This window comes from Xanthocytophaga agilis (assembly GCF_030068605.1).
Lineage (GTDB): Bacteria > Bacteroidota > Bacteroidia > Cytophagales > 172606-1 > Xanthocytophaga > Xanthocytophaga agilis.
In genome coordinates, this window is sequence record NZ_JASJOU010000003.1 from 183,608 (window position 1) to 197,559 (window position 13,952).

14 protein-coding genes are annotated in these 13,952 nt (G+C 36.4%); 4 read left to right on the forward strand and 10 right to left on the reverse strand.

All coding sequences use genetic code 11. The features are described 5' to 3' along the window. Positions 1-10 precede the first annotated feature (10 nt). The 5 genes from QNI22_RS11095 to QNI22_RS11115 form a co-directional block, all read right to left on the reverse strand. Entirely contained in the window at positions 11-421 is a 411-nt protein-coding gene (locus QNI22_RS11095; protein ID WP_314510702.1) for a hypothetical protein, read from the reverse strand. A gap of 502 nt (positions 422-923) precedes the next feature. Continuing rightward, on the reverse strand, positions 924-1,412 hold the full coding sequence (locus QNI22_RS11100; protein WP_314510703.1) for a hypothetical protein: 489 nt from the start codon (positions 1,410-1,412) through the stop codon (positions 924-926). Positions 1,413-1,431: 19 nt separating this feature from the next. Continuing rightward, positions 1,432-1,641: a hypothetical protein gene (locus QNI22_RS11105; RefSeq protein WP_314510704.1), complete on the reverse strand. Its 210-nt coding sequence runs from the start codon at positions 1,639-1,641 to the stop codon at positions 1,432-1,434. Positions 1,642-1,737: 96 nt separating this feature from the next. Next, positions 1,738-2,298 (reverse strand): hypothetical protein, encoded by a 561-nt coding sequence (locus QNI22_RS11110; protein WP_314510705.1) that lies wholly within the window; start codon positions 2,296-2,298, stop codon positions 1,738-1,740. A gap of 1,010 nt (positions 2,299-3,308) precedes the next feature. After that, complete coding sequence (locus tag QNI22_RS11115; RefSeq protein ID WP_314510706.1) at positions 3,309-3,926, reverse strand: hypothetical protein; 618 nt, start codon at positions 3,924-3,926, stop codon at positions 3,309-3,311. Positions 3,927-4,391: 465 nt separating this feature from the next. Between QNI22_RS11115 and QNI22_RS11120 the strand changes: the two genes are divergently transcribed. Together QNI22_RS11120 and QNI22_RS11125 are read left to right on the forward strand one after the other, a co-directional pair. Further along, on the forward strand, positions 4,392-4,931 hold the full coding sequence (locus QNI22_RS11120; protein ID WP_314510707.1) for a hypothetical protein: 540 nt from the start codon (positions 4,392-4,394) through the stop codon (positions 4,929-4,931). 372 nt (positions 4,932-5,303) lie between these two features. Then, positions 5,304-5,786: a nuclear transport factor 2 family protein gene (locus QNI22_RS11125; RefSeq protein ID WP_314510708.1), complete on the forward strand. Its 483-nt coding sequence runs from the start codon at positions 5,304-5,306 to the stop codon at positions 5,784-5,786. 250 nt (positions 5,787-6,036) lie between these two features. Here the strand turns inward: QNI22_RS11125 and QNI22_RS11130 are convergent, their stop codons facing one another. Next, positions 6,037-6,951: a helix-turn-helix domain-containing protein gene (locus tag QNI22_RS11130; protein ID WP_314510709.1), complete on the reverse strand. Its 915-nt coding sequence runs from the start codon at positions 6,949-6,951 to the stop codon at positions 6,037-6,039. Positions 6,952-7,544: 593 nt separating this feature from the next. Next, positions 7,545-8,522 (reverse strand): aldo/keto reductase, encoded by a 978-nt coding sequence (locus QNI22_RS11135; protein WP_314510710.1) that lies wholly within the window; start codon positions 8,520-8,522, stop codon positions 7,545-7,547. Positions 8,523-9,393: 871 nt separating this feature from the next. Here QNI22_RS11135 and QNI22_RS11140 point away from each other — a divergent pair. Continuing rightward, positions 9,394-10,749: an SBBP repeat-containing protein gene (locus QNI22_RS11140; RefSeq protein ID WP_314510711.1), complete on the forward strand. Its 1,356-nt coding sequence runs from the start codon at positions 9,394-9,396 to the stop codon at positions 10,747-10,749. Between the two features lie 324 nt (positions 10,750-11,073). Here QNI22_RS11140 and QNI22_RS11145 read toward each other — a convergent pair whose 3' ends face one another. The 3 genes from QNI22_RS11145 to QNI22_RS11155 form a co-directional block, all read right to left on the reverse strand. Next, positions 11,074-11,514: an SMI1/KNR4 family protein gene (locus QNI22_RS11145; protein WP_314510712.1), complete on the reverse strand. Its 441-nt coding sequence runs from the start codon at positions 11,512-11,514 to the stop codon at positions 11,074-11,076. Positions 11,515-11,756: 242 nt separating this feature from the next. Continuing rightward, positions 11,757-12,116 carry a hypothetical protein gene (locus QNI22_RS11150; RefSeq protein WP_314510713.1) on the reverse strand — a complete coding sequence of 120 codons (360 nt, stop codon included), beginning with the start codon at positions 12,114-12,116 and terminating at the stop codon, positions 11,757-11,759. 159 nt (positions 12,117-12,275) lie between these two features. Beyond that, positions 12,276-12,416, reverse strand: coding sequence for a DUF4113 domain-containing protein (locus QNI22_RS11155; RefSeq protein ID WP_314510714.1), 141 nt, complete (start codon positions 12,414-12,416; stop codon positions 12,276-12,278). 482 nt (positions 12,417-12,898) lie between these two features. Here QNI22_RS11155 and QNI22_RS11160 point away from each other — a divergent pair, with 482 nt between their 5' ends. Further along, a complete protein-coding gene (locus QNI22_RS11160; protein WP_314510715.1) occupies positions 12,899-13,777 on the forward strand; it encodes a hypothetical protein in 879 nt (292 codons plus the stop codon). Positions 13,778-13,952: the final 175 nt, after the last annotated feature.

Sequence of the window (13,952 nt, forward strand, 5' to 3'; positions counted from 1 at the left end):
TTGGGTTATTTCATAAATCTGTCTCAGTATTAGGAGGGAAATAATATACCTTTTCCGTTTTAAAAGATATGTCTTTGGCGGCAACAAAGAATCCAAAATCTTCCTGTTCCTCAAAATATTTTGGGATAATCTTAAATAATGTATAGCCTTCTTCGATCTGATACCTGGCATTCAAATAGAAATTTTCTTCATCAGAGGCCAGCATAAGCATATCTTTTGAGGTATCTGTCATCCACTCATAGTTTATTTCCATAAAAGAAGTAGCAATGAATGTAATTTCGATTGTATGATTTGAACTCAAATCAATACCTCCTACTATTTTCAAGCTTCCATATTCAAAGACAGATACCTGAAAGTCCTGCCAAAGGTCTTTTCTGACAAAAGTATTTATTTCAAGAATTGTTTGTTCCAGCTTGTCCATAAGAAGCAATCAGGTCTCAATACGATATAGGTTTATAGAATAAATCCTGGTTAAGATACAAATCCTTTTTCTTTATAATTTGTAACCACTGGTTATTCTATACTGGATAATCTATCCATTCATTAGGATGATAAGTATTACTATGATTTTTGAGAAATATACAAGAGAGCTGACAAGTGAAAAGCTATCTGAAATAGTTTCTGTATCTCTAAAAAGCAGAAGTCAGACAGTACTGCCTGACTTTTGCAAGATTATTGAAGATGTCATTTCTTAACCTGTAGTAGAACTCGACTTAAATAGCCAGGTTGTTGGGCTGATAAATATTCCATCATTTCTAGTATAACTTCCTTAGTAATCGCTTTCACAAAAAATAAGGTCGGGGAGCAATGAAAAGATAACCTTCTAGCTTCTCCTACTGCATTCTTTCCTACATCTCATTCACAATGTATAAATTCACTCTCATATTCGTTTCAGGATACTTTACTAAAACGGGTCTGGAGTCCTACTTAAGATACAATTCCACTTTTTTATACACCTCATGTCTAGAATTGTTAATATAAGCAAATAAACTAACAGGATAGTAACAATCAGCCTGAAAAGAATCGAACCGAACGTCTAATGCCTTAAGATAAGGTATACCCTTAATCTTATCAATTAGCAAAAATGCTAAATCCCCAACTAATAAATTTTTATCAAAAGGGCATACCCTGGCAGGTGTTATAGTTGTGTCCAGTATAAGCTTAATAGTGCTATGTTGTTTTGTAGAAAAAGTAGTGATGAGTGAACGATACAAACTATCATCTACAATTCTGGAGCATTCATTGTCCCAATTAAAAGAAACGCCATTCGGTAATTCTATCAAGATAATACCATTCACTATTTCTACTTGATATCCTGTATCTACATTGACACTATCCGTTGAAATGTCAGATCTTGACGAAGAGCAAGACATAAAAAGGGCAAACATACTAGTATATAGTATTTTTTTCATATTATCTATGAGTATTTACTTATTTAGAAGGATTTACCTGAGTTTTCTCCTTCTGTATCACAACTGTTTTTCCTCTTACCAGACTGTCGATCGCATTTTCTGAAATCCGATTATCTAAAGAATAGATAAGACTATCACAAACTAATTCTTTCGTATCAGTTGTTGTTTTCACATCCATATATCCGGAAAACAACCATAACAAGGTGATACTATTTAGGCTTCTCCACATTATATTTATCAAGTGCAGATTCAAGTAGATTAAATTTATCACTATCCAATAAGGAATTAATTGTTTTGATTGATGAATATGTAGGTCAGATATATACTAAGATTGAGGTGTTTGTATATTTAATAAGACGGAAATGAACTTTTTATACTTTTCCCCTCCAGCCTTTTGTGAAAGTTCTTCTAACAGAAATTCCTCTTTTTGAAGAGTATATCTCTTTCCCAAGAGTTCATTAGTATTGATTTCTGCATATGAAATTATCACTTCCAGAAAAGATGAAGCATTTTGAGCACAATAGAATCTAATTGCAGGATACTGACCAGGTTCTAATAAAAATATATCATCTGGAAGTACTACAATTATTTCATCAGAGTCCTTATCTAGTAGTACCAGATCTTCTTGAAAAAGAGCAAAGTGTATAAACCCATTGATAGTTGAAAGTTCTTGTATAAAACCAATAAATCCGAGAGATATTTGACTCTTGTAATTTGTAATAAGCTCAATAATGGGATTTGTATTTTCCTGATAACTCTCATTTTTAGGTAAACACGTATATTCTTTTATTATAACTGGTGCTATCTCACTTCCTACACTCGCGATTAGTAAGTCTATATCCGGAGTTTTTGCTTTTAATTGTTCTGTAAATTCTTTTGCTGTCATCTTATAGTAAGTTGGGTCTGATTTTCATCAAGATACTTAGTACATAACTTTTTCATCCGGATCTCTCTACCGACAAATGTGGTCACTCTTACAACGGAGCATATTCTCAAACCAGATTTTGTGAGACTAGTGGGTGCTCTTATAACCGTTTATAAAGGATACTACAACCTCAACAAGAAATAATGTTAGTATACACTGGTAATATATGATATTAGGCCGCCAGTTATGAATAAGGATATAGTTAATGAAACCTTTTGCATTGGGAGTATTAATGATTATATCAAAAGGAAGAAAAGCAAAAACAAATGATACTACTAATCGTACTAACAGATAGAAAAACAATCCATATATTCTTTTTTTGAACCAATTGCAAAGCTCAGAGTCAATACTATAGATTGCACCACCAAACGTAAGGCACTCAAGTAATAACCTCATTCCTTGAGGATATCCCAATAGAAACTTTGCCGAAAGAGGATTAGTATGTACAAAGACAAGAGTTAATAACAGTATACAAAAATAAATTAGATATTTCAGGTTTCTTTTCATTGGTAGTTCCAAAGTCTCCAGTCTCTTTTTGATAATCATAGTTTTCCTATAAAGTGAGCTAGTTATAGTTAGAGCCTAGGTGGTCTTGGCAAATTCAACAGGAGCTATAAAACGCTAAGATTCTATTTCACAGAAAGCTATCTGGTATTTTAGCTAACTATAATTTAATTAACTGTGCTTCATCAGATATAAACTTAAATCCTCCTCCTTTTTCAGTGAGTATAGGAGTTGAGCTTGCGTGGGGAAGCATTAAGCAGAGTGTCCTTTTTTGGTTGCTTTTATTTTCTTTGAGAAACGAAATTATATTTAAATACTTCCTTATAGAATATTTTCTTTTTATCTACTGTAATAATTACCTCTATCTTCTGTATTAATCCATGTGTATAATAGTATTTCCTTTCAATAACTGTATCTTCAAATACAAACTTATCATCTAATAATAAATTACTTTCAGTGTAAGAAACTTACATTCTTTTTAGAAAAGTTTCGTTTGAAATACCATATTGTGAAAATAATTCAGTGCGACAATTTGTGCTATAAGAATCGATTAATACTGCTACCGAATCTCTTTTTAGCTTTCTTGAATCTTTCTTGTAGGCATTATTAACTATTATGTCTATTTCTCCTATCTCTTTTTCAAGAAGTTTTAAAGGATCTTTAAATAGAAGAGTGGGAAAAATTGGCTCGTATAATTTAACAGTATTAAAATTGCCCTTTATATCTATTAAGGAGTTCCTTTCATTATAGATATAACTAATTTCATTTGCTTTTTCATACTGTGTATTTACCCTTTTTCCTTGATTTATAGGCAAATACTCAATTTGAGTGATTAAATTATTTTTACTATCATAGGTAAAGACTATTGAATCTAATACACTGTTATTATAAATATTAAATTCAACAAGATTTTCCAACAACCTTTTTTGGTTATATGTCCGTTTTTCAGAAAGGTATGTGTGACCATTTGCCTTGCTACATCTTATAACTTGCAATATCTCAGTATTGTGTTGAGGCAAGTCCTTGACATTTACTAAAATCAAGAGAAAAACAATTATTGGTAATTGTTTCTTTAAAGTTACCATATGAAGCCACGGGGATTAGTTGTTCCATTTCTGGGAATTGATATATCTGTAAGCTCCCCTATAAAGCGAGCCAGTCATAGTTAGCGCCTAGCTAACATTGGCAAATTCAACTGGAGCTATAAAACTTTAAGATTTTATTTCACAGAAAGCTAACTGGTATTTTGGCTAATTATAATTTAATTAACTGTGCTTCATCAGATGGTAGTATAGTAGAGTTTGTTGTGGCTGCTAACATTACGACCATAAATTTTTCCAAATAACGTAAGAGTTTGTGAACAGCAGATTGAAGAGTAAAATAAGAAACTGAGTAACGTAATAATTCGCATACGTAGTAAAGTTTAAAACGGGTTTTGAGTGCAATTTACCTCTTTCCGATACAGTAGCTTGCCTTTTTACGAAAAATTTCCACACTGTTTCTTTTCCGGATAATAACAGAGCAGTAAAAAATCAGTTTAATTTGCATTCATGATTAAGCTACAAGACCTGAAAGGATTTACTATAAACAAGATAAAAGACCTGTTATGGGATCAGAGAAATATATTATGGACACGAGATTCGAAAACATTTTTTATATCCATTCCCAAGACAACCCAATGGCCTATTCATTCAAAGGCTGAAATTGCATCTGATTATCTCAACCTGGCTTTTTGTGGTCAAGAAATATGGGAGATTGCTAAAGATAATGGGGACGATTTTGAAAGTGATTTTCAATATCAACCTGTTCCTATTGAAGAAGACGGGAGTGTATTATTCACTGTTTCATTCAAAAATACGGAATGGGCAATGAGTGAGTTGGCGGATGCTATTTGTTTACTTGCATTCCTATATCGTTATACTGATGATACCGGATTTCATGACAATATAGATTGGTCAGAATATGAGAATAATTTGGACTTGCTTCGTTTAGACATGATCAAAGGATTTAAAGAAGATATGGAATGGCATGAATTCTATCCAGCCTGCCCCTATTTTCTTGAAGTTTATCATAATTTTAGCAAGGAATAAGAGAATACTGAATATTCAGAAAGAACATCCCACTGTCTCCGAATTCATTGCGGGTATGCGTTCATTGTTGTCAAATAGTATTGAAAGATGTACCTCCATCTGTTCCTTTATATCCAAAAGAGTCTCAATAAAACAAAATGACTGTTGGACTGGCAAATAGTAGTCTGAAAGGTTCTACAATTTTGAAATAATACTACTTATCCCTACTATTACTTAAACAACAGAAATAGTGTTAATCGAACTCAAATATAAATTTTGATAAACCTAAATTAAAGGTTCCGATAAGTAGGAAATAGACGAAGTTCGTAAACACAGATGTTGGCAGTCATTGTAAAAATCAAAACCATAGACAGTAACAGACAACAAAAGACAATGGAAAAAGAACTTGAAAATATAATTGAAAAGACAAAAATTAGCGACTTGCACATTCGCTATTTCAGAGCTATTGACGAAAAAACACTTGATAAAAGCATCGTTGCAGACACTTTTACCGCAGACGGACAAATTGTAAAACCAAACGGTGCAGTTTCTATTGGACACCACAACATACTCGACGGACAACTAAAAAGTTTTGCACGTTTCCAAGCGACACAACACACGACAAGCGACTTTATCATAGAACTTAACAACGACAAAGCGACAATTAGAATAAACTTGACGGCAATGCACGTTTGGGGCGACGTTGACGAAAATCCGACACTTAAAGGGAAACATTTTCACGCAGGTGGGGTTTTGACAACAAAAGCCATTAAGACAGACAATCAATGGAAAATAAGTGAATGGATTTTTCGCAATGTTTGGAGGACAGGCGAAGGAATGAATGAAATGGCGAAATTTGCAAGACCAACAGAATGAAAAAACAACAAACTGCCAATCGGGTAGACGGCTCTGCCGTATCCGCCTGAGCTGTAGTAGTTAGCTGTAAGCTACAAGGCATCAATCCCTATGAATAGTTACAAGATATACCAGAGCGATTACCTAATCATCCTAGTAATCAGTTCGGCCAATTAATCCCTTCCCATGGAAGCCTACTGCTTCCTAAATGGCTACTTTAGCGAATAGATATACACTTTTACGGGGAAACTCCATTCGCTTTCTGCCATCTTTAATGAAACGATTGTCTGAACTCCAAAGGCGAAACATTTGTCTTTGTCTTGAAAAGTTTGCTAAACGATTGTGAATGTTCAAAACCTAATTCATACGCAATCTCTGAAACGGAAAGATTTGTCATTGATAATTTTTCTTTGGCTTTTTCTATGATGGCGTTCTGAATGTATTGTTGGGTATTGAGTCCCGTCAGTGAACGCAACATATCACTCAAATAACGCTGCGATAGCTTTAATTCTGCGCTGATATATTTCACGGATGGTAAACCGTTTCTCAAACTGTTTTCTTCTTCAAAATAGTTTTCTAAAAGTTTATCCAAAGAAGCTATGATGTCATGATTGACCGCTTTTCTCGTAATGAATTGGCGATTGTAAAAACGATTGCTGTAATTGAGCAGTAATTCTAGTTGTGATACCAGAACATCCTGGCTGAAACCGTCAATATTGTTGGCTAACTCGTGGGCTATTGTCGTAAATAAATTGGCTATAATTTCTTTTTCTTTCGCCGACAAAAACAAGGCTTCTGAAACATTGTAAGAGAAAAAGCCATACTTATGTATCGTATTTCCTAATGAATAATTTCGTAAAAAGTCAGAATGAAAATACAAAGCAAAACCTTCATAATTTTCTGTTTCTGTTGGTGAAAAAACGATTTGCCTAGGCTTCAAAAATGCCAATCCGCCTTCTTCAAAATCATAATGTCCCTGTCCGTATTTTATCTGTCCCTTAAATGTAGACTTAAAGGAAATTTTATAAAAATCAAGACTTATTTTTTGTCCTTTCGGAAACTTTTCAATCGAAACCTTATTGTAATCCACCAACCCAACCAATGGGTGCAAAGGTGCAGGAAGTTCCAATTCCCGCATCAGTTGCGATATGCTCTTAATATGCTTGATGTCAGCTTGTCTTTCCATTTTTCAGATTACGAATTTAATCAATTTTGTTTTGACGGACGAATAACGATGTCTCCGCTCCTTCATTTTTTGCTTGCCCAAAAAAGGACAACAAATGAGAATTTGTTGGGCCAGCATTGTGTGTTGGACAAAAGAAAAAGACACTTTTCTCCGATCCTCCCCCACACAGGCCAAAGGCCAACCCTTACCATGTCCCATAAATTTTTCAATTTTGAGAATTTTAGGAAAAAAATCTCTTTTTTTTTTACCCTCTCAACTCCCTCTCTGTCCTCCTGTAAGGATCACATGGCAAGACCGGCGGCCTTTCCAACTAGAGATAATTGTGTGCCCGTTGTTGGTGTTATCACCAACAACCACTTTCCCATCGTTCAGGTTGTTGATAACACCAACCTGGGGACGAATATTTCATAAACCAAACGCAACTCTATTTGTCACAAGATCCTTACAGGAGGACAGGAAAGGTTGCTTTTCCTTTATTTACAAATCATGTTTCCAGAAAAGTTATGGAACACGATAAGGGGCTTTATCCATTCCACTGCTTGCACCTGTAACAACTATTACTTTCCTTTAAGAGGTTGCATTACTGCAAGCTTTTATTTGTCTATTTGTTTTGCCAAAAACTCGGGATAGCGGTCGCCCACAAGTGTAATTCCGTTTACCGTGGTGTCGATTTTTGCAAGCTCATACGCTGTGAACACAACATTTGTACTGCCAATGTTTTCTTCTAAACGATACAACTTTGTAGTTCCTGGTATTGGCGAAATGAAAGATTTTTGAGCCAGGAGCCAGGCCAGTGACAATTGTCCCAGTGTGATGTTTTTTTGTTTGGCAATTTCAGAAAGTGCATCCACTAAAACCATGTTGGCTTTTATGTTTTCTTCACTGAAACGAGGAAGGATATTTCTGCGGTCTACAGCCTCCAATTTTCCGTTGATGATACCCGTGAGGAAACCTTTGCCCAGAGGACTGAACGGCACAAAGCCAATTCCCAACTCTTCCAATGTGGGTATAATTTCTGCTTCGGGTTCACGCCAAAATAAAGAATATTCGCTTTGCAATGCCGATACAGGCTGAATGGAATGTGCTTTGCGAATGGTTTTCCCACTGGCTTCCGATAAACCAAAATATTTTACTTTGCCCTCTTGGATCAGGTCTTTTACTGTTCCTGCAACATCTTCTATCGGAACATTGGGATCAACCCTATGCTGATAAAACAAATCAATGCAGTCTGTTCTTAATCTTTTTAAAGATGCTTCGGCTACTGCTCTGATCGTTTCGGGTCTGCTGTCCAGACCTACAGCCGGACTGGCATTTTTACAACCAAATTTTGTTGCGATGACTACCTCTTTACGCAACGGTTGAAGTGCTTCGCCAACAATTTCTTCATTGGTGTAAGGTCCGTAGGCTTCTGCGGTATCGAAAAATGTGATGCCTCTTTCAACTGCATTGCGGAGTAATGCTATGGCTTCTTTTTTCTCTATTCCTTTGCCATCCAAAAAGTTTAAACCCATACAGCCAAAGCCCAATGCGGAAACTTCTAATCCGCTATTTCCTAATTTTCTTTTTTGCATATTTTTTTATTGTTTTTAAAACTGAATAACTTTCAAGTACAAAATTCTGTATTGCAGTCCAATGAAATGTATCTCAATTGGTATTTGTTGTAGTCAGATTGTATATGTGGGTGGGCTTCTCTGTTTATTTTGTCATGCCAATTGGGTGTAGTGCGACCATTACTAACCTTATATGGTCTGCCACTATCAGACAGATTCACCCGGATTTAGGCGTATTGTTCAGTAGGTATACTACCGATTACCTATATAGGGCATCGCGGATAGATAGGATGTTTCAATCCTCATTAGGATGGAATTAGCATTCGAAGAGCGGACAATATAAGCAAGGCTGTTCATTGCATGCTTACATTAAAGCTGTACCGGAAGGACATTCCTCAAACAAGTTCGTTTAATTTACTGGCTATGAGCAGGGCAAATCCCATCCAGCAGGACACTCGCCTACTTATATTCAATACCGTCCGAGCCACACCATATTTTCGGAGAGCAGTCAAGTTGATATCGTTGCGGAATGAAAGCCACCTTACCTTTACAAGCTCGAATGTTTCGGATCTACCAACGTTTCAAGCAAAGCAATCTAATCAGAGCAGCTTCCTAGCCGTTGGAAAAAGTAAGGTAACGCCATTTAAAGGTCTTATTCGGACGCTTAGATTGTTTGCTCTTACGAACTGATAAAAGATAATTAAGTATGTACTATTTCTGAGAGAATATATGATTATATATCCTACATATCAAAAAGCAAGAAAATACTACAGAGTTTTGGAAAGGCACTTAGATGAGATAATCAACTAATTATATAACTTCTATACTCAACTCTTTTTCGCATTAAGATTTTATGATTTTAGATAAATTATTGTTTTCTTTTATTCTTACTATGGGGCTTTCTTTAGGAAAGATAGCCGAACCTATATTACTAAAAACGCCTATGGCATATATAATAGAGTTTTTAGACCATCACTCCTCTCTTAATTCATTGGCTGTTGATGATTACGGGAATACTTATGTTACAGGCTATTATACAGAAAGTGCAATATTTGATACAATAAGGCTAAACTCTAAAGGGGATAGGGATGCTTTTATCGCAAAATATAATTCTGAAGGAAGAGTAGTTTGGGCAAAAACGATAGGTAATAAAAATCAGGATGAAGGACAGCAAGTGGTTGTAGATGATGCGGGTAATGTCTATGTAACAGGCTATTTTACAAAATCTATCTTAGTAGAAGATACAGTATTACATTCGTATATGTCTATTTACGATATATATATGGGAGAAAATAATGTCTTTGTGATTAAATATAACAGCAAAGGAAAGTTAGTATGGGCTCGAACTGCCGTTGAGGGAAAAAAGATACAAGGAAAGGGTATTGCTGTAGATAAAGAAGAGAATGTGTATGTATTGGGTGAATTTTATAATTCAGCGACTTTTGATACAACCACTTTAAATGTTAATACATATTCAGATATTTTTATTGTGAAATATACGCATGAGGGGAAGGTGGCTTGGGCAAAAAATATAGGAGGATCAAAATCTGTATCCCCTTTTCAACTAAAAGTAAGTCAAAAGGGAAGTATATACATACTGGGAGGTTTTGAGTCTTTGATCATAGGAAATGATAGTTTGACAGCAGATTATATGGAAGGTTATTTTATTGCAAAATATTCTAATTCAGGAAAGGCACTTTGGGGAAGAAGTATAGAGGGAGGCGATACCTCCAGGCTGGATGTTGTATCTGTTGAAGCGATTGATGTAGATGCTGAAGACAATCTATATTTAACAGGATGGGTGGACGGAGTAGTCAAACTAGATCACATAACACTATGGCCTTTTGCGAATAGAAAAGGTGTAGATTTTTGTGCCAAATACAATGAAAAAGGAGATATTCAATGGGCAAAGCACTCCAGTGAAAAAATACATGATACAATGGCAATGGCGTTAGGGACTGGGAGTGACTTTTATATCACAGGTTCTTCTTATTCTATTTTACCAACAGATTGGAATGCATTAACCGGAGAGGAAAAAGATGATATGTATATTGGTAAGTATAATCCTTCTGGTGAGCTGTTATGGGAAAAGGAGGTAGGAGGAAATAAATCACAATCTGCTCCTTTTATTGCTCTAAACCATACCAATACTATATATGTGGCAGGAGATATTTATGGAGAAATTTCCCTTGGGGATACAACGTTTACCAGCAATGGATTTGGAGTTTTTGTTTGGAAATTACCATAGATTTTAGGAGAGAATATACGTAAGCATCCGAGCCGTACGTATGCATAATTGCACCTTATATAGCGAGTAAGGTCGCTTGTCTTTTGGATAGTTGTAGTTGTTTTCAGTTTTCAATAAATATAAACACATCTCAACACAAAGAGTCTTTGCTAAGTTTATGTAACCATTCGCTCTACACCAGAGGCAGTTAGCAGAAGGCGAACTTATTAATTACTTTTGTTACCAGCAATCGCTACTCCATCGCATGCTTACTTTCGTATCGTTCGGAAATTAGTTACTTCACCGAATGAACGTACCTATCCGGCTTGTTACAGGGAGATTAGTTTAATTTATTCCAATTTCGTCATGCCAGTCATATAGACCAGCAGTATCGAAGACATTTCCTTTGAGAAAGCGCGTAAGAAATTCACTAAGTGAGTTTGTCAAGGCTTTGTCTGGATAGCTGCCATTAAATATTTCGTATTCTCCACTGGATGTAAGTCGCAGTCCCCACATGTCTGAGTAGATCATATACTCCGAAAAATAAAACCAGTTTACTCCATAGTCTTTTGGAAACTGCCTAATGAGAGAAAGCGGAAGCATAGTAAAGATATCCTCATTGCAAGCAAAGCCATTACAGGTTAAATAAAACTCTCTGAAATCGGCTGGCAAAAGAAAGCCAGCTAGTCTTTCAAAGTCTTCAATCTCTGAGAGCTTAGCGGGTGGATTGACATCTATACCGCTTTCCCAATGTTTTTGAGCTATTAACTCGATGAGTTCCTTCATAAGTATTGTCTACTAATTGCGTAGGTATCGTATCTATTCGTCTGGTAACATGTAGGCCGCTTTCTCAACCGTGTTCGATTGGGTAGCAGATTGCTGAACTTACCTTCGAAATTGCAGTCATTCAATTTACTCAATTGTAAGCTATCTGAAATGGTTACTGTATCCTTATAAACCAAAATCAGACAATAACGCCTGACTTTTACAATAGTTCTGGGTGTAATAGTTTGACAACAAACTTTTTTTTATTGTAGAATTGAATCATAAACCAGCGTTTTTCCTGCATCAGTATATACTTTGTATGTCCATTCTGCCTCACTTTTAATTATAAGTTGAACATATTCAGGCGATTCCCAGTTTACATTTGAAAATAAATGTTGTCTGAATCCTTCTTCATCGAAATAATTGTAAGCGCCTATAAACATATTACCTGATAGTTTTTTCCTTCCTCCATACCAGGTAACAAATTCCTCTGGATTTGGCTCATTGATTGATATTAAATTTATGAGTATGCCTCTATACGTAAAAGAATTCACTTCTTTCATTCTTTCTAGTTCATCTTCTATGTCAGGAAAAAGTAAAATAATATTCGTGATAAAGCTCATCTATTTATTCTTTAGCAGGTAGAACATAAGGTTTAGTTGAAATTTTTAGTATTGGATATGGAAGTATTCATTTTCTATGAGCCTGCTAATTACTAATTTAAACTTCTAAATCACTCATTCAGAATGTTTACATTTCAGATGATTGTACTTGTGTGTCTATCATATCCATATCCTCTCTGGGATAGATAGGGTAAACCGATTACTCTGCATCGTCGAAAGCATCTGCCAGGACTGAGTCGTGCTGTTGGATGCCAGAAAAGCCGTTCCTGCTCCCCAGCGTGCATTAATCTTGTCGATCACAGCCATCAAAGTTGGATGGAAAGACGTTCGTCAAACAAGTGTAAGCATCCACTCCGTCACGTATTCTCTCCTATTGCTTGAGTTACCAGGTTTGCAGGATGATAAAACAAACGTATAAATTAGCTTCCTTTAATGAAAGACGGTATGAGTCGGATGCTTACGGTGCATTCCCGCTCCGAGGCCGTTGACAGAGCTTTGAGAAACAAACTAGTCTGAATCAATACATCCATGCGCTTGCAAACCCGCCCGGGTAGGTATTTTTTTGTTTTCCGGTGATACTATCTTCTAACCACACTGTTTTCCAACCACACTATTTTCGGACAGTCAAATACACATGTTCATGTCTTGAATGCCACCCAGCCGTTGGGCTATCTTTGTTGTGTTACCACAAAACCTTCTACCGGGATCTAGGGTAACAGACCAACTGACAAGCATGGGGAGTTGTAAACATTTTTCTTTTTCACTTCTCAAATCTAAATTTTATGAAAACGTTTCAAATCAAAACTATCATCCTTTTTTCTGTTTTAACAGCCCTTGTTCTGTTTTTCAGCTCCTGCCAGCGAGAAAACGACATAGTGCCGCAGCCCAGTGTTACCGACAAATCAGCTAAGCTTGACCTTACTATACCACCCATCCAGATTCAGTCTGCCTATATCTCCAGGATTTCTCTATCGGCTAATGAATTTATACAGTTTTATTACCGGAGTGGCAGTACATTTCCCAGTATGGCAGATGTTACTCGTAAAAATTACTCAGACGGACAATTAGTTACCACTCGTTGGAACTTCAGCTATGATGCCAGTCGGCATCTGACCAAAGTTACCTCTACTGCAGATGGCAGAGTTATCGATGTAACTACCAACTCAGATGGCCTGATTACCGGAGCTAGCTGTCTGATCAATGGTAGCTTTTACCTTGGCCAAACTCTTACCTACAATACATCCAATCAGCTTACTTATTTTCATATTGCATATCCGGGAGCCCATAGCAATTACGCTTTTACCTATCTGGCAGATGGCAACCTGAATACTCTTTACCGGACAGGAGAAAACGGCTCGGCAAACTTCAATATTCAAGCCACCGGGCATGATGGCAAAATAAGCCCTTGGATTTCTGCCAGAGGTAACCTTGCCTTTTGGTTCATGGTGACCATGGTGGGACGTTTAGAAGGTACGCCTGGTCTGTGGCTTTCGTACAAGAACAACGTGACTAGCTATACCATCCAGCAAGGAACACCCTATAGTGCAACAATCAGTTACTCCTATGACAGCGGTTACGGGTATGCGGCAAGTCTGGTGGCTACCTGTACCAATCCAATCTATAATGCGGGCCCTTACGGGATTACCTATTTCTATCAGTAGCAGTGTTTTAGCGCTGATGCCAGAGTACTGATTCCAAGCCGGGTGTTGCCAGTCATGAGGAAACCGCCCGGCTTGCGTTTTGCGCCTTAATAAGTCGGCTCATCCATATATTCTTTAGATACACATCTCTAAAGACAGTCCCAGATCGCTTTGAGAAGCGGAATACTGTTTACTT

Coding starts and splice junctions, on each gene's coding strand:
- QNI22_RS11095 (WP_314510702.1), bottom strand. CDS start 421: ATGGACAAGCTGGAACAAACAATTCTTGAAATAAATACTTTTGTCAGA.
- QNI22_RS11100 (WP_314510703.1), bottom strand. CDS start 1,412: ATGAAAAAAATACTATATACTAGTATGTTTGCCCTTTTTATGTCTTGC.
- QNI22_RS11105 (WP_314510704.1), bottom strand. CDS start 1,641: ATGTGGAGAAGCCTAAATAGTATCACCTTGTTATGGTTGTTTTCCGGA.
- QNI22_RS11110 (WP_314510705.1), bottom strand. CDS start 2,298: ATGACAGCAAAAGAATTTACAGAACAATTAAAAGCAAAAACTCCGGAT.
- QNI22_RS11115 (WP_314510706.1), bottom strand. CDS start 3,926: ATGGTAACTTTAAAGAAACAATTACCAATAATTGTTTTTCTCTTGATT.
- QNI22_RS11120 (WP_314510707.1), top strand. CDS start 4,392: ATGATTAAGCTACAAGACCTGAAAGGATTTACTATAAACAAGATAAAA.
- QNI22_RS11125 (WP_314510708.1), top strand. CDS start 5,304: ATGGAAAAAGAACTTGAAAATATAATTGAAAAGACAAAAATTAGCGAC.
- QNI22_RS11130 (WP_314510709.1), bottom strand. CDS start 6,951: ATGGAAAGACAAGCTGACATCAAGCATATTAAGAGCATATCGCAACTG.
- QNI22_RS11135 (WP_314510710.1), bottom strand. CDS start 8,522: ATGCAAAAAAGAAAATTAGGAAATAGCGGATTAGAAGTTTCCGCATTG.
- QNI22_RS11140 (WP_314510711.1), top strand. CDS start 9,394: ATGGGGCTTTCTTTAGGAAAGATAGCCGAACCTATATTACTAAAAACG.
- QNI22_RS11145 (WP_314510712.1), bottom strand. CDS start 11,514: ATGAAGGAACTCATCGAGTTAATAGCTCAAAAACATTGGGAAAGCGGT.
- QNI22_RS11150 (WP_314510713.1), bottom strand. CDS start 12,116: ATGAGCTTTATCACGAATATTATTTTACTTTTTCCTGACATAGAAGAT.
- QNI22_RS11160 (WP_314510715.1), top strand. CDS start 12,899: ATGAAAACGTTTCAAATCAAAACTATCATCCTTTTTTCTGTTTTAACA.